Here is a 16,712-nt window from a genome sequence, read left to right on the forward strand (position 1 = left end):
TCGCCTCTCGTCAGGCTTCGTGGTCGCTACCACGTCGGTACGAGCTGTACTCCGTCGTGCGCGCGCGTGTGCGGCCGCGTGTCGAACGCGTCGTGAACACGGACTGCGAAGGCGGGAGTCATGGAGCGGGTGACCTCGTCACGATTCATCCAGCGAACCTCGCGGGCCTCGTCGGTCTGCGCAACGAGGTCGCTGCTGCCCGGCTTGCAACGGAACACGAGCGCAACGATGCCGCGACTGAGGTTCTTGTAGACGCCGGTCAGCCGTTCCACCTCGACACTCATGCCGGTCTCCTCGGCGACCTCGCGACGCACACCGTCCTCGAACGACTCACCCAGCTCGAGCACACCGCCGGGCATCTCCCAACGCCCGTTGTCGCGGCGACGGATCACCAGAACCCGGTCGTCGGAATCGACGACGATGCCCGCGACGCTGACCGAGTGCTTCGGCATCTCACCCATCGCATGTCCTGCCTTGTCGTCGGCGACCTCGTCGGACCCGGCCGGTTATACCGCGGTCGCCAAGGCGCTGCCCTCCCGCGCATGCTCGGCGTGAAGAAGATTCGTCGCTCCCACCCGTCTCCCACCGCCACCCAAACGGACGCGCTCCGCGCGGCAGTGCTTGATCCGAGCGACCATGGGGCCCACGGGTACACCCCCGGGTGCACTGCCATGGGGCGCCACGGGTGGCCCTCGGTGCCGGTGGGGCGGCCTAGGCTGGGGCGGTGCAGGTCGTGTTCACGGACGGTTCCCCGGGCTCGGTCGCGGAGCTCGACGCGGCGTTGCGCAGCGCACTCGCCGGCGGCGAACCCCTGTTGCCGCTCGATCCCCGCAACCCCGCGAGCGCCGAGCTGCGCGCCGCCATGCGCCCGGCGAGGACGTCGAACCCGGCACGGCGGTGATCATCCCGACGTCCGGGTCGACCGGCGAGGCGAAGGGCGTGCTGCTGTCCTCCGCGGCTCTGACGGCCTCGGCCCGCGCCACGCACGCACGGCTCGGCGGTCCGGGCCGGTGGCTGCTGGCCACGCCCGCCAACTACGTCGGCGGACTCCAGGTCCTCACCCGCGCCCACCTCGCCGGCGCGACCCGGTCGTCCTCGACACCTCCACCGGCTTCCGTCCGGACGCGTTCGCCGAGGCCACCGCCGAGCTGCGGCGCGCGGCCGGACCGCACTACACGGCGCTCGTGCCCACCCAGCTGGCCCGACTGCTCGACGCCGGCGGCCCCGCCGCCGAGAGCGCCGCCGCCTACGACGCGATCGTCCTCGGCGGTGCCCGACTCGACCCCGCCCTCGCCGAACGCGCCCGCGCGGCCGGCGTGCGCGCCGTGTCCGCGTACGGCATGAGCGAGACCGCCAGCGGGTGCGTCTACGACGGCGTGCCGCTCGACGGCGTGCACGTCCGCCTCGGCGACGACGACCGCATCGAACTCGCCGGTGACGTCCTCACCCACGGCTACCGGCTCCGTCCCGACCTCACCGCACAGGCGCTGACGGCCGACGGCTGGCTGCGCACCGGCGACGTCGGACGCCTCGACGACGGCAGGCTCACCGTCGTCGGCCGCCTCGACGACATGATCAACACCGGTGGGGTGAAGGTGCCCGCGGGCGGCGTCGAGGCCGCACTGACGGCGCATCCGGGCGTGCGCGCGGCCTGCGTCGTCGGCCTCGACGACGTCGAATGGGGCCAGCGCATCGCCGCCCTCGTCGTGCTCGAGGCCGGGGTCGCCGACGTCCCGGCCGGCGAGCTGCGCGCGCTCGTGCGCGACCGGCTCGGACGGGCCGCCGTCCCGAAACTCCTCGACGCCGTCGACGAACTTCCGCTGATCGGACCCGGCAAGGTCGACCGCGCCGCCGTGCGCGCCCGGTTGTCGGCCGCCTGCTGACCGCCGCATCCGGCGTCCGCGAAAGAATGCCGGAATGGCGACAGTCGCAGAGTGGATCGAAGGCGCACGCCCGCGCACGTTGCCCAACGCCGTGGCCCCCGTCGTCGCGGGTGCGGGCGTCGCGGCCCAGCTGGAGGCGTTCTCGTGGTGGCGCATGCTGCTGGCGTTGCTGGTGGCGCTGGCGCTGATCATCGGCGTGAACTTCGCCAACGACTACTCCGACGGCGTCCGCGGCACCGACGCGACCGGGTCGGACCGCTGCGGCTCGTCGGTTCGGGCGCCGCGCTACCGATCCACGTGCTGACGGCGGCGGTGAGCTGCCTCGGCGTCGCCGCGGTCAGCGGACTCGTGCTGGTGATCGCGACCGGCCACTGGAACTTGCTGCTGCTCGGCGGCATGTGCCTGGCCGCGGCGTGGTTCTACACCGGCGGGCGCAAACCGTACGGCTACAGCGGCTTCGGCGAGGTCGCGGTGTTCGTCTTCTTCGGACTGGCCGCCGTGCTCGGCACCGTGTACGTCCAGGCCGGGACGATCACGTGGGAGGCGCTCGCGTGCGCCATCGTGATCGGCGGACTGTCGTCGGCCGTGCTGGTCGCCAACAACCTGCGCGACATCCCCACCGACGTCGAGGCCGGCAAACGCACCCTGGCCGTGCTGCTCGGCGACCAGCGCACCCGGATGCTGTACGCGGCCCTCGTGGGCGTCGCGGCGGCGCTGACGGTGACGCTGGGCGCGGCGCACCCGCCCGTGTTCGTGGCGCTCGCGGCGATGCTGCTGCTCGTGCAGCCGCTGCGGGTGATGCTCGGCGGACGCACCGGTCTGGACCTCGTGCCCGTGCTCCGCGACACCGGCCTGGCGATGCTCGCCTGGTCGCTCCTGACCGCCGCCGCCCTCACCTTCTCCTAGGCGCCAATGCTCCCGTGGGCCCCATAGTCGCGTTGAACGCAACCAAAGGGCCCTTGGGAGCTTTGAACGGGGTCCCGGCGGCTCTACGGGTAGTGGCCCGTTTCGAGGAAGGTGTCGAGGGCGTTGCGGTGGGGGGCGAGGTCGAAGCCCTGGGCGGCGATCCACTCGTCGGAGTAGTACGTGTTGGAGTAGCGTTCGCCGCCGTCGCACAACAGCGTGACGACGCTGCCCCGCTCCCCCGCCGCCAGCATCCGCGCGATGAGCGTGAACGCGCCGCACAGATTGGTGCCCGTCGAACCGCCCGCCCAGTGCCCGGTGGTGTCGCGCAGGAACCGGATGGCCGCCAGTGACGCCGCGTCGGCACCCGGAACATCTCGTCGATGATCTCCGGCACGAACGACGGTTCCACCCGCGGACGCCCGATGCCCTCGATCCGCGACGGCATGCCCGTGGCGTAGTCGCGCGCCCCGGTCTCCCACGAGCCGTAGAACGCCGAGTTCTCCGGGTCGACCACGGCGATGCGCGTGTCGAACCGGCGGTACCGCGCGTACCGGCCGAACGTCGCGCTCGTCCCGCCCGTGCCCGCGCCGACGACGATCCACGCCGGCACCGGATGCCGTTCCAGCTCCAGCTGCGCGAACACCGACTCGGCGATGTTGTTGTTGCCCCGCCAGTCGGTGGCGCGTTCGGCGTAGGTGAACTGGTCGAGGTAGTGCCCGCCGCATTCGGCGGCGAGCCGTTCGGCCTCGCTGTACATGGCCACCGGCACGTCCACGAAGTGGCACCGGCCGCCGTAGAACTCGATGAGGTCGATCTTCTCCTGGCTGGTCTTCCGCGGCACGACCGTCACGAAGTCCAGGCCCAGCATGCGCGCGAAGTACGCCTCGGACACCGCGGTCGACCCGCTGGAGGCCTCGATCAGCGTCGTGCCCGGGCCGATGTGCCCGTTCACCAGCCCGTACAGCACGAGCGAACGTGCCAGGCGGTGTTTCAACGAGCCCGTCGGGTGGACCGACTCGTCCTTCAGGTAGAGGTCGATGCCCCACTCGGGCGGCAGCGGGAAGACGTGCAGATGCGTGTCCGCGGACCGGTTGGCGTCGGCCTCGATGATGCGGACGGCTTCACTGACCCACCCGCGCCGGTCCGTCACGCGGGGTCCTTGCCCGCTTCTTTACCCGACTCGGCCTTGCCGCCGGTCTCGGTGTCGGCCTTCTGATCCGCGGTGTCGGGCTCCTGATCCGCGGTGTCGTCGTCGACAGCGGCCGTGTCGCTGTCGGTGCTGTCGGAGCTGTCGGAGCTGCCTTCGGCAGCGCCGGCGTCGTCGGTGCCGCGGTCACCGCGGAGTTCGGCGCGCAGGCGGGCGCGCTGTCGTGCCCGGTTCTCGTTGCGCGCGGCGAGGCCGGCCGTGACGCGGGCGTTGAGGCCCTTGAACAGCAGCATGCCCAGGGGCAGGCCGACGATGAGCGCCACGAGCAGCGCGACCACCAGCGGAACCCGGACGAGGACGAGCAGCCCGGCGATGGCGGCGACGAGTGCGAACCTCGCGAGCAGGTACAGCGTCAGGTCGCGGCCGAGCCGCGGGGACTGCGCGGCCGACGCGGCGGAGGATGACGTCGCAGATGCGGAGGTGTTCACGCTCTACGAGGTTACGTCGTCGTCCAATGTCTGGTTGTTGGGCCTGCCCTCGAAGCGGGTGGACAGCACCACGGTCGTGCGGGTGCGCCCGACCCCGTCGATCCGGCGGAGTCGGCCGAGGGTGTGCTCGAGTTCGTCGACGGTCTCGACGCGCACCTTCACCACGAACGCCTCGTCGCCCGCCACCGCGTAGCAGCTCTCGACCTCGGCCAGCACGCCCAGCTCGTCGGCGATCTCGTCGTTGGAGGCGGTGTCGGTGGGCTGGATGCCGACCAGCGCGGTCACGCCGAGTCCGACGGTCCGCGGGTCGACGGTCGCGTGGTAACCGGTGATGACCCCCGCGGCCTCGAGCTTGCCGACCCGCTCGTGCACCGACGACGGCGACAGCCCGACGGTCCGGCCGACCTCCGCGTACGTGGCCCTGCCGTTGTCCCGCAGGACAGCGATGATCTTCCGATCGAGATGATCCACCCGGCCACGTTAAAGGCCACCCCGCGCCCACCGACTCCCCGGGTCGACCCGCCCGAACACCCGAACGCGGTGGACACCATGGCAGCACTGGATGCTGCCCGGGGTGATGTGGTGCCGGGTTTGCGGGACTGAACGCGGACTTCGCAGGGCTGGGTGCACACTTCGCGGAGCAGGACGCAGATCTCGGCGGGTGCGACGCAGATCTCGCGGACCGGAGATCAAAGTAAAGCCCACGCTGGGGGTCGGCGTCGGCACCCGGCGCGCACGGGACGCTACGTAAAGCGTCATCCACCTGGGCTTATGTCCGAACCGGGGCGTTTGTCCATTACCTCCTCTTTACTCTCCAACAACCGTTCGAGTACCCGACGGGCGGAGTGCAACGATTGATGACGGTCGGGGGAGATATCCCCGACCGTGCTGATCCCAGCACCGACGAACAACGGTGGTTGTAAAGGAGGCGGATTGTGACCGCGACCACAGGAGGACGACTGCTCACCCCGGGTGAGGTCGCCACATTGTTCCGCGTGGACCCGAAGACGGTGACCCGCTGGGCCACGGCAGGCCGTATCGGATCGATCCGCACGCCGGGCGGACACCGCCGGTTCCGGGAAGCCGAGGTCAACGAGCTGCTCGCCGAGCTCACCACCGACCCGAACGGCGTCCCCGCCCACTGAACGGACGATCAGGACCGTTCCAGACAAACAGGACCCGACCGCTTGCACCCATGAGGCGCTAGGCTGGAGGCAGTCACCCCATGGGAAGGAGCGGGCATGCTCTATCTGCTCGCGGCAGTCGGCGCCATCACCGTAGCCGTCGTGTTGTGGCGGTTACTCGGCACCGAACGGGTCGGCGCGAGTACCCGGCAGCGTCCGGTCGCACCTGACGACGATCCGGAATTCCTGCGCAAGCTCGGGGAACAGAAGCCGAAAACGAACGACGAGGACGAGAAGTAGCGGCCCCGGCGTTCGACCACCGACCGCGCACCGGCGCCAGCCCCGGTGCGCGGTCGGTCGTCTGTTCAGGCACTTTTCGACAGAACCGGCCGCACAGAACCGGCAGCGGACAGCCGAACGCCCGCCCCCACCTGGGAGCGGGCGACAGCTACGAGGACAGCGACCTGCCGGTAAGAGCGGTCTTTACCTGACGAGCTTTACCTGACGAGCCGGTCGGCGGCGAAGCCGTCGGCGACCGTGGCGGCGAGCTCGAGCAGCGCGGTGCGCGTGTTCTTGTCCAGCCGCTCCAGGTCGATCTCCGCGCCCTCCTCGAGGTGCGGGTCGAACGGGATCTTCACCACACCGCGCGTGCGCGCCGAGAAGTGCGCCGTGAGCTTCTCCAGGTCCACCGACCCCGACTTCGGGCGCACCGAGTTGATCACCGTGATCGACCGCTGCACCAGTTCGCCGTAGCCGTGCGCGTCGAGCCAGTCGAGCGTCGCCGACGCGCTCCGCGCCCCGTCGACCGAACCGGACGACACGATCACCAGCGAATCGGCGAGGTCCAGAACACCCTTCATCGCCGAGTGCATCAGACCGGTGCCGCAGTCGGTGAGCACGATGTTGTAGAAGTGCTCCAGCAGGTCGACCGTGCGCCGGTAGTCGTTCTCCGAGAACGCCTCCGACACCGCCGGGTCCTGCTCGCTCGCCAGGATCTCCAGCCTGCTGCCGCCCTGCGAGGTGTAGGCGCGGACGTCGCTGTAGCGCGTGATCCGGTCGGCGTCCCGCAGCAGATGCCGCACGGTCGCGGTCGTCTCGATCGGGATCTTCTGCGACAACGTCCCGCGGTCGGGGTTCGCGTCGACGGCGATCACCCGGTCGCCGCGCAGCGACGCGAACGTCGCACCCAGCGTCGTCGTGGTCGTCGTCTTACCGACACCGCCCTTGAGACTCAGGATGCCGATCTTGTAGCACCCGCGCAGCGGCTGCTGCACGCGCGCCGTCAGATCGCGCTGCGCCCGGTCCGCGGGCCCCTCACCGGGGTTGACCAGCTTGCCCGTGCCGACGTACAGCGCCTTGCGCCAGCCGGACTTCGGCGGCCGCTTCGTCTGCTTGACGAGACTGCTGCCGGACAGGTCCGAATCACCACCCTGCGCCGAACGCTGCGGCTGCGGCAACGGCGGAAGCCCCTGGCCCGCCTGGCCGCCCTGCGCGGCCTGACCCGGCTGCGCGCTCGGCTGGGCGGCGTGCGCCTGCTGGGCCTGCGCCGGGCCCTGCGGCTGCTGGGACGGGTACTGGTTGGCGGGCGGCATGCCGTGCTGGCCGTCGAAGTACGACTGCGCATACGACTGCTGAGGCTGCTGCGCCTGCTGGTCGTGCTGGGCGAACTGCGAGTACTGCGCGTACTGCTGATACGGCGCCTGCGCCGCGTGCTGCGCTGCGTCATATCCCGGCTGCTGCGCAGGGTCGTATCCCGGCTGCTGCGCAGGCTCGGCCGCGCCCTGCTCGGGTGTGAGCGGGGGCAGGTTCGGGTCGTACGGCTGCTGCGCCGGGTAATGCACCGCGGGTTGCGTCTGCTCCGACTCGGGCACCTGCTGGGCCGGGTTGTTCGGCGGGCTCACCCGCTGGGTCGCTTCGGGGTTGTCGGGCAGGGCCGGCGATTCCTGCGCCGCGGGCGGCTGCGTGGAATCGGTGAGCTCCTCGTTCAGATGCTGGGCACCCGGAGCGTTCCGGGCACCATGAGGGTTCTGCGGTTCCTGCCCTGTGGGGTCGCTGCCTGCGGTCACCGCTTGTTTCCTCCGCTGTTCGTGGTGCTCCTGAGACGCTACCCGCGACTCCGCGGTTCCGTCAGCCAACTCCCGCATACGAGTGGAGGCCCGTGGTGACCAGGTTCACGAAGAACAGGTTGAACACGGTGGCGGCGAACCCGAGGATGTTGATGACGGCGGCGCGGTTGCCGCGCCAGCCCGCGGTCGCCCGCGAATGCAGGTACGCCGCGTAGATGACCCACGCGATGAACGCGACCGTCTCCTTCGGATCCCAGCCCCAGAACCGGCCCCACGCCGCCTCGGCCCACACCGCGCCGCACAGCACGCCGAAGGTGAAGACCGGGAACGCGAACACCGTGGTGCGGTAGGCGATCCGGTCGAGCACCTCCTTCGCCGGCAGCTTCGAGGCGAACGACGCGAACTTCTCCGGACGGCTCTCGTTCCGCGCCTTGATCAGGTAAAGGATGCTCGCGACACCGGGGATCAGGAACACACCGGACGCGCCCGCGGCGGCCGCGACGTGGATGATCAGCCAGTACGACTGGAGGGCCGGCTGCAGCGGCGCCGCCTCCGAGTACAGCCACGTGCCGCCGATGAACATCAGGATCACGTTGGGCAGCAGCACGAACGTCGACAGGTGCCGCACCGGGTGCTTGCGCAGCAGCCACAGCCAGGCGACCACGGCCACGAAGCACGTGATCATCACGTACTCGTACATGTTGCCCCACGGCGCGCGGTTCGTCGCGACACCGCGCAGCACGAGCGCCGCGCCGTGCAGCAACAGCGCGAGGACCGTCAGGGCGACGCCCATCCGGCCGAACCGCTCGGCGCGCGAACGCGGCGGCCGCGGCCCGGCCGTGTCAGCATCCCGCGTCGCCGTGTCAGCGTCCTGCGTCGCCGTGTCGTCGGTTCCCGCACCGGCCGTGACGAGCTGGCGGTTACGCGTGCGTTCGGCGACCGCCTTCCCTCGCTTCCCGAAGGACTGCTCCACCATGTAGAACACCATCGCCAGGATGTAGATGACGACGGATGTGGTGTACGACCAGTCGCTGTACTGCGACAACGTCTCGTTGATCGGCATCGGATGCCTTTCTACTTACGCCCGAGGAGGTCCGCGGCGATCCGGGTGAACTCCTCGCCGTACCCGGCTTGATCGGTGCGGGCGAGACCGCCCACTTCTACTACGGTACGTCGTTCACCGTCGGGTGTCGCGCGTACCCACAGTCTGCGCCGCTTGATGAACAACGACGCACCGAGCCCCGCGAACATGAGGATCGAGAACCCGAGCACCCAGTTCTGCGTCGGGTCGTGCGACACCTGCAACGACACGAAACGCTCGACGCCGTCGAACGAGACCCGCGTGCCGTCGTCCAGGGTCACCGAGTCGCCGACCTCGAGGTTCTCGCGCGCGACGCGCTCGAGCCTGCCCTCGTCGACCATGGACTGGTCGATCTCGAAGATCGACTGCCCGCGGCCGGAGTCGACGCCGAGGTCGCCGCGCATGATGTCGACGGCGGCAGTCGGGTTGGTCAGCTGCGGTCCTGCCGAGGACAGGATGTTGCCGTGCATCGCCGGGGTCGGCGCGAACAGGCCGGTGACGGCGAGCTGGCTCTGCCTGCGCTCCACCGGGTCGGTGATGCCCGGCTCCTCGAACTTCGTCGCACCCTCCGACAGCAGCGTGGTCTGGTCGGTCGGCCGCCACTGGATGGTGTGCGTGCGGCTCTCGCCGTCGGGGAACGTCACCGTGAACGTCGGGGCGAACCCGTGGCCCAGCAGGTACAACCGATCGCCCGCGGTGCGCAGCGGGCTGTTGACGGCCAGGTCGTAGGGCTGCCACGTGCCGTTGACCAGGTCCTCGCCGGACTGGTAGTCGATGCCCGCCTCGTAGGCCACCGGTTGGCCGGCCTCGAACTCGGCGTGGAAGTCGTTGACCCGCACGCAGAGCTCGTTGAGCTCGGTGCCGTCGACCCAGATGCCCGGGTAGAACGAGTCGAAGTTGTAGATGCCGGAGTTGCAGAACTCCGAACCGTCGGCCAGCACGATCACCTGGCCCTCGTACTTCACCAGCGCGCCGCCCGCGAAGGCGATGACCAGGCCGAGGAGGCCGAAGTGGAACAGCAGGTTGCCGGTCTCGCGCAGGTAGCCGCGTTCGGCGCTGATGCTGCGCGCGCCGCCGGCCTCCTCGCGCTCGACGAGCCGCCACCCGCGCAGCCGCGACCGCGTGGCCGCCATGACGCTCTCGACGTCGTCGCCGGTCGTGGTGCGCTCGTGGTGCGGCATGCGGGCCAGGTTGCGCGGCGTCAGCACCGGCTTGGCGCGCATCCCGCGCAGGTAGTCGCGCGTGCGCGGCACGAGACAGCCGATGATCGAGACCATCAGCAGCAGGTAGATCGCCGAGAACCAGACGCTGGAGTAGACGTCGAAGAAGCCCAGGTCGTCGAGCAGACGACCCCACCAGCCGTGCTCGGAGATGTACTCGTTGACGTTGTTCTCGTTGAGGTTGCGCTGCGGCAGCAGGGCGCCCGGCAGAGCCGCGAACGCCAGCAGGAACAGCAGGATCAGCGCCGTGCGCATCGACGTCAGCCCGCGCCACGTGTTCCGCACGAACGCCCACGCCTTGCGCAGCGGCGTCCGGTGGTTGGTCCTCGTCGCAGTGTCGCTCGTCGCCGTGTCTCCGGCCGGGTCGCCGCCGGGAACGTCGTCGTCGGAGGCGGGCGTCTCAGGGGTCACAGGGGCAACCTCGTGTCGGTGATGAAGGCGTCCCGCATCCACGACGTCAGCTCCATCCACAGGCCGGACACGAGCATCACGCCGACGACGAGCAGCAGCACGCCACCGAAGATCTGCACCGTGCGGCCGTTGCGCCGGAGCCAGTCGGTGGCGGACACCGCCCACCGCGTGCCGGCCGCGATGAGCAGGAACGGCAGGCCCAGGCCGATGCAGTAGACGAGCACCAGCACGAAGCCGCGCGCGCCCGTGCTGCCGCTGGCCGCCGAGATGGCGAGCACGCCGGACAGCGTCGGGCCGATGCACGGCGTCCACCCGAGACCGAACACCGCGCCGAGGACGGGCGCGCCCCACAGGCCCGCGCGCGGGACGTGGTGCGAGCGCACCTCGCGCTGCAGGCCGGGCACGAGCCCGAGGAACACGAACGCCATGAAGATCGTGATGACGCCGCCGATGCGTTGCAGCAGTTCGGTGTTGACCAGCAGCGCGTCGGCCAGCCACACGAGACCGCCGACGCCCGCGGTGAAGACCACCGTGAAGCCGAGGACGAACAGGGCGGTCGCACCGATGACCGACCGCCTGCGTCGGGTGTCGGTCTTCGTCTGCTCGGCGGTCCTGGTGTCCTCGGACGTCGTGGCCTGCTCGGCCGTGGTCGTGTCCTCGGCGGTCTTGGCGGCCGTGGCCCGCTTGGCCTGTTCGGCCTCCGCGGCGTTGACGGGCGGGGCGTCGCCGCCGACGAGGGCGGCGAGGTAGGCGAGGTACCCGGGGACGAGGGGCACCACGCACGGCGACGCGAACGAGATGGTCCCGGCCAGCAGGGCCACGGCCGCCGCCAGCAACAGCGGTCCGGACATCGCCAACTCGGTCGCGTTCACGACCCCAAGACTAGGGGATGAGGTCGGCGTGAAGTCGCACGGGCCCTGCCTTCACCTGCGGCAATGCGGCCTGGGTCACGTCCGCGGCGACGGTGGTGCGGAGCGCGCGGCGAGGAGCGCTCCCGTGGGCCCCATAGTTGCGTGAGAGGGAACCAAAGGGCCCTTGGGAGCTTTTTAGGCGCTGCCCGGCCGCTGCCCAGCCGCCCCGGTGTGACGAAGGGCTCAGGACTCCTGGAGGAGGTCGTCGACCACCGGGAGGATGTCCTCGGCGAGGAGGTCGCGGAGGTACACCGCGGCGACGCGGCCCTCCTTGTCGACGATGATCGTCGACGGGACGACGTTGCGCGGGTAGCCCGTCAGGCCGAGCAGCGACCGGCCCGGCGGGTCGTAGATCGACGGGTACGTCAGCCCGCGGTTGCGCTTGAAGTCCTGCGGCGCGCTGCGGTCGAAGTCCCGCACGTCGACGCCGAGCACCTGCACGCCCTCGTCGCGCTTCTGCTCGTAGACGTCCTGCAGTTCGGGCGCCTCGGTGCGGCACGGTCCACACCACTGGCCCCAGATGTTGATCACCAGGACCTTGCCGTGGAAGTCCTCGCTCGAGATCTGCTCGCCCTCGTCGAACAGGTCCTCGCCCGCGACCTCCGGCAGGTCCTGGCGTTCCTCGCCCTCGTAGGTGATGTCGGTCTGCCCGCCGGGTGCGACGAAGTTGAACTCGGTGCCGCGTTCGACCGCGTCGTCGCCCGCGGTGCAGCCGGTGAGCACCAGCGCACCCGCCAACGCCCCGGCGACCAACCGCCACGGCATCCGGGACGCGCGCCGTCCCGACGGCCGTTCCGAAGCGGACCCACGAGCCGAACGCGCCATCCCAGCCAGTCCCTTCATGCGCCGGTCACCGTCGGGTCCGTCGTGCCCGCGGGTTCGCTGTAGACGATGTCGACGAGTTCCTCGCCGTCGAACACGAGGCTGGTCAGCGACGCGAGCGAGCACTGCCGCGAACGCGGGTCGTGCCAGAGCCGCTTGCCCTCGAGGTAGCGCCGCACCGTCCAGATGGGCAGCTGGTGCGACACGCACAGCACCTCGCCGCCCTCGGCGGCCGCCCGCGCGCGGTACACCGCGCCGAGCATGCGCCACGCGATCTCCAGGTACGGCTCGCCCCACGAGGGAAGCACCGGGTTGCGCAGCTTCGGCCAGTGTTCGGGCTTGCGCAGCGCGCCGTCGCCGACGCTGACCCGCTGGCCCTCGAACTCGTTGTCCGCCTCGATCAGCCGGTCGTCGGTGGTGATGTCGAGCCGGTGCGCGGCGGCGATCGGGGCGGCGGTCTCCTGCGCGCGCTGCAACGGCGAGGCGACGACCCGCACCAGGTTGTGCGGCCGCAGCGCCTGCGCGACGAGCACCGCCTGCTCCTTGCCACGGTCGGAGAGTCCGAACCCGGGCAGCCTGCCGTAGAGGATGCCCTCGGGGTTGTGGACCTCACCGTGCCGCAGCAGGTGGACGATCGTGCGGCTCATGCTCGCCCCGGCTCGGTCGCGGCCGCCGCGGCACGGGCGGCCGCGGGGGCGGCGGCCTCGATGATCTCGAACGACGCGTCGTCCATGGCCGCGTTGACGAACCACGCCTCGAACGCGCTCGGCGGCGGGTAGACGCCCGCGTCGAGGAAGGCGTGGAACAGCGGCGCGTAGCGCCACGTCTCGGTGGCGGCGACCTCGTCGAAGTTCGTCGGCGCGGTCTCGCCGAAGAACACGGTGACCAGGTTGCCCGCCAGCTGCACCGTGTGCGTGACCCCGGCGGCCGTCAGCGCGTTGCCGAGGATGTCGCCGATGCGCCGCGCGTTGGCGTCGAGCGCCTCGTAGACGGCGGCGTCGGCGCGGCGCAGCGTCGTCAGGCCCGCGGCGACGGCCACGGGGTTCCCGGCGAGCGTGCCCGCCTGGTAGACGGGGCCGAGCGGGGCGAGCTTGGCCATCACGTCGGCGCGGCCGCCGAACGCCGCGGCCGGCAGTCCGCCCGACATGACCTTGCCGAACGTGTAGAGGTCGCCCGCGACGCCGTCGATGCCGTACCAACCGGCCGACGACACGCGGAAGCCCGTCATCACCTCGTCGATGATCAACAACGAACCGGCCTCGTGGGCGATGTCGCGCAGCGCGGCGTTGAAGCCCTCGGCGGGCGGGACGGCGCCCATGTTGCCCGGGGCGCCCTCGGTGATGATCGCGGCGATCTCGCCGGCATTGTCGGCGAACGCGGCACGCACGGCGTCGAGGTCGTTATAGGGCACGACGATCGTGTCGGCCGCCTGCGCGCCGGTGACACCCGGCGAGGTCGGCAGGCCCAGCGTCGCCACGCCCGAGCCGGCCTGGGCCAGCAGCGCGTCGACGTGACCGTGGTAGCAACCGGCGAACTTGAGGATCTTGGCGCGGCCCGTGAAGGCGCGCGCGAGGCGGATGGCGCTCATCGTCGCCTCGGTGCCGGAGTTGACCAGCCGCACCTGCTCGACGGGTTCGACGCGGCGGATGAGCTCCTCGGCCAGCTCGACCTCACCGGTGGTCGGCGTGCCGAACGACAGGCCGTGCGAGGCGGCCTCCCGCGTCGCCTCGACGACCGCCGGGTGGGCGTGGCCGAGGATCATCGGCCCCCACGACGAGACGAGGTCGACGTAGCGGTTGTCGTCGGCATCCCACAGGTACGGACCGTCCGCCTTCACGACGAACCGCGGGTCACCGCCGACGGACGCGAACGCGCGCACCGGGGAGTTCACGCCACCGGGCGTCGCCGCGGCAGCGCGCCGGAACCAGGACTGGGACTTCTCGACCATGCTCTTGCTGCCTGTCACGCCTGCCAGTCTCGCAAAACGGGTTCGGACCGCCGTGCCTGCCTCCTGACCGGAGTGACCCCCGGCATTACGGGGTGACGCTGTCCGGGTCGGTGTCGGGATAGTCCGGTTCGGGTTCCTTGCGCTTCTTCGGCTTCTTTCCCTTGGCGGCGATGCCGAGCATCAGCTGGCGGATCGCGTCGATCACCAGCACGAGCGCCAACGCCCCGAGCGCGACGGCGAAGGAGATCCAGTTGCCGTCGTAGACCTGCGAGGTCAGCGCGGTGCCGTCGGCGGCCTCGACGGTGACCTCGCGGATACCGGCGTTCCACACGGGGAACGCCACCCACACGGCAACCGCGGCGACGACGAGTTCGACCGCCGCCACGACGACCCGCCACGGCTGGTGCAACCGGCCGCCGGCCCGCTGATGTCTGCTGTGGGCGGCCGGCTTCCGCTCGGCCCGCCGCGCGCCGGGGTCGCCCACCGGCGTCCGGGCAGGGTCGGTCGCGGGATCGGTGGCGGCGTCCGTACCGGCTTGCTCAGTCACGGCGTGAGTTTCGCATGGCCGTGCGCAACGCCGCCGTGAACGTCTCCGTGTCCTTCGACCAGGCGAGCGCGTGCTTGCGATCGGTGAGCTTCAGTTCGACGCCCTCGAAGCCCCGCGGCACCGCCGGACCGCCGCCGAGCACGCGGGTGCCCTGGCGGGGTTCGCGGGTCAGCACGGAGGCGATGTCGGACATGGGGACCCGTTCGGTGCCCTGCACGAGCACGCTGTCGGTGACGCGGACCCGCAGGAACCGGCGGCGCGCCAGCACCCACACGGCATTGAGCCACATCAGGCCGACACCGGTGATGATCCACATCAGCCAGTGCGGCCGGTCGCCGAGCAGCACCTGCGTGAGCGCGCCGAGCGCGGCGAGTCCGGGGCCGAGCCAGATCCGCCAGTAGGACGCGCCCACCTCCTGGTAGTGGACGGTCTCCTGCTGCTTCGGCGTGTCCGGGGTGCCGTCGTTGGTGTCGTTGGTGTCCGGGGTGTCGTTGGTGTCGGTCACGGTCGCTTGAGCACCTTCGGGAAGTAGTGGTCGACGCTCGGCAGGTACATCAGTGCCGAGCCAGCAAGTGCGAGCAGCACCGCGACGATCACCAGGTAGCCGCCGCCGAGCAGGGAGAACAGGGCCATCAGCACGACGAGCACCGTGACGACGGTACGGGCCGACCGGGTGCCCTGGCGGGCCTTCCAGCCGAACAGCACGAGCAGCGCGCCGACGGCCGCGGCGCCGACGATCAGCGACCACAGCATCGACTCGACGCCCGCCGCGATCTGCTCGTCGGCGATGCCGTCCTCGGTGTTGCGCTCGATCAGCGCGGCGGTGAACGCCTCACGGTTGAGCAGGTCGACCACGAAGGCCAACGTCAGCACCACCGCGGCGGCGACGAGCAGCCAGTAGGCGACATGCACCGGTTTCGGCGCCTCCGGCTCGGGATCCCCCGGCCGCCGCGGTTCGGGAGGCAGCCCGCGTGCCCGGCGCTGGTCGTCGCTTTCGTCGGCTTCGCTCATGCCCCAGAAGGGTAGGTGGCATAGCCCCACACGTTGAGAGGTGGTAGCTCCCGTGGGCCCCATGGTCGCGTTCAACGCGACCAATCTTCCCTTCGCACTCAAGCAGGCGCGATGGGAAGAAAAGTTGCGTTCAACGCGACTATGGGGCCCTTGGGAGCTCTGGCCGGGGTGGTCAGTCGAGCCAGGTGGCGGCTTCGGCGGCCCAGTAGGTGAGGACCAGGTCGGCGCCTGCGCGGCGGATCGACGTCAGGACCTCGAGAATCGTGCGCTGCCGGTCGACCCAGCCGTTGGCGGCGGCGCCCTCGATCATCGCGTACTCACCGGAGATGTTGTACGCCGCGACCGGCACGGACGAGACCTCCGCGGCCGCGCGGATCACGTCCAGGTACGACAGCGCGGGCTTGACCATGACGGCGTCCGCGCCCTCGGCGATGTCGAGTTCGATCTCCCGCACGGCTTCGCGCGGGTTCGCCGGGTCCTGCTGGTAGGTGTTGCGGTCGCCCTGCAGCTGCGAGTCGACGGCCTCGCGGAACGGGCCGTAGAACGCGCTCGCGTACTTCGCCGAGTACGCCAGGATCGCGGTGTCGGTGAACCCGGCGTCGTCGAGCGCCCTGCGGATCACGCCGACCTGGCCGTCCATCATTCCGCTCGGCCCGAGCCAGTGCGCGCCCGCGCGCGCCTGCGCGAGCGCCATCTCGGCGTAGCGCTGCAACGTGGCGTCGTTGTCGACGCCGCCGTCGGCGTCGAGGACGCCGCAGTGGCCGTGGTCGGTGAACTCGTCGAGGCACGTGTCGGCCATCAGCACCGTGTCGTCGCCCAGTTCGGCGCGCAGATCGCGCAGCGCGACGTTGAGGATGCCGTCCTCGTCGGTCGCCCCCGACCCGGTCGCGTCGCGCGTCTCGGGCACGCCGAACAGCATCAGCCCGCCGCGCCCGCCTCCACGGCCTCGGTCGCCGCCTTCCGCAACGACTCGCGCGTGTGCTGCACGACGCCGGGCATGCTCCCGATGGGACGCGGCTCCGACAGCCCTTCGGCGACGAACATGGGCAGGATCAGCTGCCGCGGGCGCACCGTGGTCTCGGCGACGAGCCGGCGCACGGCCGGGGTGGTGCGCAACCTGCGGGGACGATGCTCGGGGAACACGCCG

15 protein-coding genes and 4 pseudogenes are annotated in these 16,712 nt (G+C 70.8%); 4 read left to right on the forward strand and 15 right to left on the reverse strand.

What is annotated here, in order from left to right; genetic code table 11:
• Positions 1-26: 26 nt before the first annotated feature.
• Entirely contained in the window at positions 27-461 is a 435-nt protein-coding gene (locus BJF85_RS01965; RefSeq protein ID WP_075845510.1) for an NUDIX hydrolase, read from the reverse strand.
• A 263-nt stretch (positions 462-724) separates the two neighbouring features.
• Between BJF85_RS01965 and menE the strand changes: the two are divergent.
• Both menE and BJF85_RS01975 read left to right on the forward strand, forming a co-directional pair.
• Positions 725-1,883, forward strand: a pseudogene (gene menE, locus BJF85_RS01970) (o-succinylbenzoate--CoA ligase).
• 34 nt (positions 1,884-1,917) lie between these two features.
• Positions 1,918-2,789: pseudogene (locus tag BJF85_RS01975) on the forward strand (1,4-dihydroxy-2-naphthoate polyprenyltransferase).
• 83 nt (positions 2,790-2,872) lie between these two features.
• Here the strand turns inward: BJF85_RS01975 and BJF85_RS01980 are convergent.
• The 3 genes and pseudogenes from BJF85_RS01980 to BJF85_RS01990 all read right to left on the reverse strand — a co-directional run bounded on the left by BJF85_RS01980 (position 2,873) and on the right by BJF85_RS01990 (position 4,895).
• Positions 2,873-3,939, reverse strand: a pseudogene (locus BJF85_RS01980) (PLP-dependent cysteine synthase family protein).
• The gene (locus tag BJF85_RS26350; RefSeq protein ID WP_083665842.1) at positions 3,936-4,424 is read right to left on the reverse strand and encodes a DUF4229 domain-containing protein; all 489 of its coding nucleotides are present in this window, start codon (positions 4,422-4,424) and stop codon (positions 3,936-3,938) included. Before BJF85_RS26350 ends, BJF85_RS01980 begins: the two are co-directional and overlap by 4 nt.
• Before the next feature lie 3 nt (positions 4,425-4,427).
• On the reverse strand, positions 4,428-4,895 hold the full coding sequence (locus tag BJF85_RS01990; RefSeq protein ID WP_075845511.1) for an Lrp/AsnC family transcriptional regulator: 468 nt from the start codon (positions 4,893-4,895) through the stop codon (positions 4,428-4,430).
• Between the two features lie 464 nt (positions 4,896-5,359).
• Here BJF85_RS01990 and BJF85_RS01995 point away from each other — a divergent pair, with 464 nt between their 5' ends.
• Together BJF85_RS01995 and BJF85_RS02000 are read left to right on the forward strand one after the other, a co-directional pair.
• Positions 5,360-5,569: a BldC family transcriptional regulator gene (locus BJF85_RS01995; RefSeq protein WP_075845512.1), complete on the forward strand. Its 210-nt coding sequence runs from the start codon at positions 5,360-5,362 to the stop codon at positions 5,567-5,569.
• A 96-nt stretch (positions 5,570-5,665) separates the two neighbouring features.
• Positions 5,666-5,848, forward strand: coding sequence for a hypothetical protein (locus BJF85_RS02000; RefSeq protein ID WP_075845513.1), 183 nt, complete (start codon positions 5,666-5,668; stop codon positions 5,846-5,848).
• Between the two features lie 197 nt (positions 5,849-6,045).
• Here the strand turns inward: BJF85_RS02000 and BJF85_RS02005 are convergent, their stop codons facing one another.
• The 11 genes and pseudogenes from BJF85_RS02005 to hemB form a co-directional block, all read right to left on the reverse strand.
• Positions 6,046-7,614: a MinD/ParA family protein gene (locus BJF85_RS02005; protein WP_255375324.1), complete on the reverse strand. Its 1,569-nt coding sequence runs from the start codon at positions 7,612-7,614 to the stop codon at positions 6,046-6,048.
• A 61-nt stretch (positions 7,615-7,675) separates the two neighbouring features.
• The gene (gene ccsB / locus BJF85_RS02010) at positions 7,676-8,677 is read right to left on the reverse strand and encodes a c-type cytochrome biogenesis protein CcsB (RefSeq protein ID WP_075845514.1); all 1,002 of its coding nucleotides are present in this window, start codon (positions 8,675-8,677) and stop codon (positions 7,676-7,678) included.
• An 11-nt stretch (positions 8,678-8,688) separates the two neighbouring features.
• Positions 8,689-10,221 carry a cytochrome c biogenesis protein ResB gene (locus tag BJF85_RS02015; protein ID WP_075845557.1) on the reverse strand — a complete coding sequence of 511 codons (1,533 nt, stop codon included), beginning with the start codon at positions 10,219-10,221 and terminating at the stop codon, positions 8,689-8,691.
• Between the two features lie 101 nt (positions 10,222-10,322).
• A complete protein-coding gene (locus BJF85_RS02020) occupies positions 10,323-11,177 on the reverse strand; it encodes a cytochrome c biogenesis CcdA family protein (RefSeq protein ID WP_075845558.1) in 855 nt (284 codons plus the stop codon).
• Between the two features lie 243 nt (positions 11,178-11,420).
• A complete protein-coding gene (locus BJF85_RS02025) occupies positions 11,421-12,002 on the reverse strand; it encodes a TlpA disulfide reductase family protein (RefSeq protein WP_075845515.1) in 582 nt (193 codons plus the stop codon).
• Between the two features lie 74 nt (positions 12,003-12,076).
• A complete protein-coding gene (locus BJF85_RS02030) occupies positions 12,077-12,706 on the reverse strand; it encodes a histidine phosphatase family protein (protein WP_075845516.1) in 630 nt (209 codons plus the stop codon).
• Positions 12,703-14,007, reverse strand: coding sequence for a glutamate-1-semialdehyde 2,1-aminomutase (gene hemL / locus BJF85_RS02035; protein WP_083665844.1), 1,305 nt, complete (start codon positions 14,005-14,007; stop codon positions 12,703-12,705). Before hemL ends, BJF85_RS02030 begins: the two co-directional genes overlap by 4 nt.
• 85 nt (positions 14,008-14,092) lie before the next feature.
• Positions 14,093-14,554: a hypothetical protein gene (locus BJF85_RS02040; protein WP_083665845.1), complete on the reverse strand. Its 462-nt coding sequence runs from the start codon at positions 14,552-14,554 to the stop codon at positions 14,093-14,095.
• Positions 14,547-15,059, reverse strand: a complete 513-nt coding sequence (locus BJF85_RS02045; RefSeq protein WP_222844423.1) for a DUF3093 family protein — start codon at positions 15,057-15,059, stop codon at positions 14,547-14,549. The genes BJF85_RS02040 and BJF85_RS02045 overlap by 8 nt, the downstream gene beginning before the upstream one ends.
• Positions 15,056-15,565 (reverse strand): hypothetical protein, encoded by a 510-nt coding sequence (locus tag BJF85_RS02050; protein WP_075845518.1) that lies wholly within the window; start codon positions 15,563-15,565, stop codon positions 15,056-15,058. Before BJF85_RS02050 ends, BJF85_RS02045 begins: the two co-directional genes overlap by 4 nt.
• Before the next feature lie 172 nt (positions 15,566-15,737).
• Positions 15,738-16,708: pseudogene (gene hemB / locus BJF85_RS02055) on the reverse strand (porphobilinogen synthase).
• Positions 16,709-16,712 lie beyond the last annotated feature (4 nt).

It is taken from the genome of Saccharomonospora sp. CUA-673, assembly GCF_001942305.1.
Lineage (GTDB): Bacteria > Actinomycetota > Actinomycetes > Mycobacteriales > Pseudonocardiaceae > Prauserella.

Excerpts from the sequence above, each read along its gene's own strand:
- BJF85_RS01965 (WP_075845510.1), bottom strand. The coding sequence starts at position 461 with ATGGGTGAGATGCCGAAGCACTCGGTCAGCGTCGCGGGCATCGTCGTC.
- BJF85_RS02000 (WP_075845513.1), top strand. The coding sequence starts at position 5,666 with ATGCTCTATCTGCTCGCGGCAGTCGGCGCCATCACCGTAGCCGTCGTG.
- ccsB (WP_075845514.1), bottom strand. The coding sequence starts at position 8,677 with ATGCCGATCAACGAGACGTTGTCGCAGTACAGCGACTGGTCGTACACC.
- BJF85_RS02020 (WP_075845558.1), bottom strand. The coding sequence starts at position 11,177 with ATGTCCGGACCGCTGTTGCTGGCGGCGGCCGTGGCCCTGCTGGCCGGG.
- BJF85_RS02025 (WP_075845515.1), bottom strand. The coding sequence starts at position 12,002 with ATGCCGTGGCGGTTGGTCGCCGGGGCGTTGGCGGGTGCGCTGGTGCTC.
- BJF85_RS02030 (WP_075845516.1), bottom strand. The coding sequence starts at position 12,706 with ATGAGCCGCACGATCGTCCACCTGCTGCGGCACGGTGAGGTCCACAAC.
- hemL (WP_083665844.1), bottom strand. The coding sequence starts at position 14,007 with ATGGTCGAGAAGTCCCAGTCCTGGTTCCGGCGCGCTGCCGCGGCGACG.
- BJF85_RS02050 (WP_075845518.1), bottom strand. The coding sequence starts at position 15,565 with ATGAGCGAAGCCGACGAAAGCGACGACCAGCGCCGGGCACGCGGGCTG.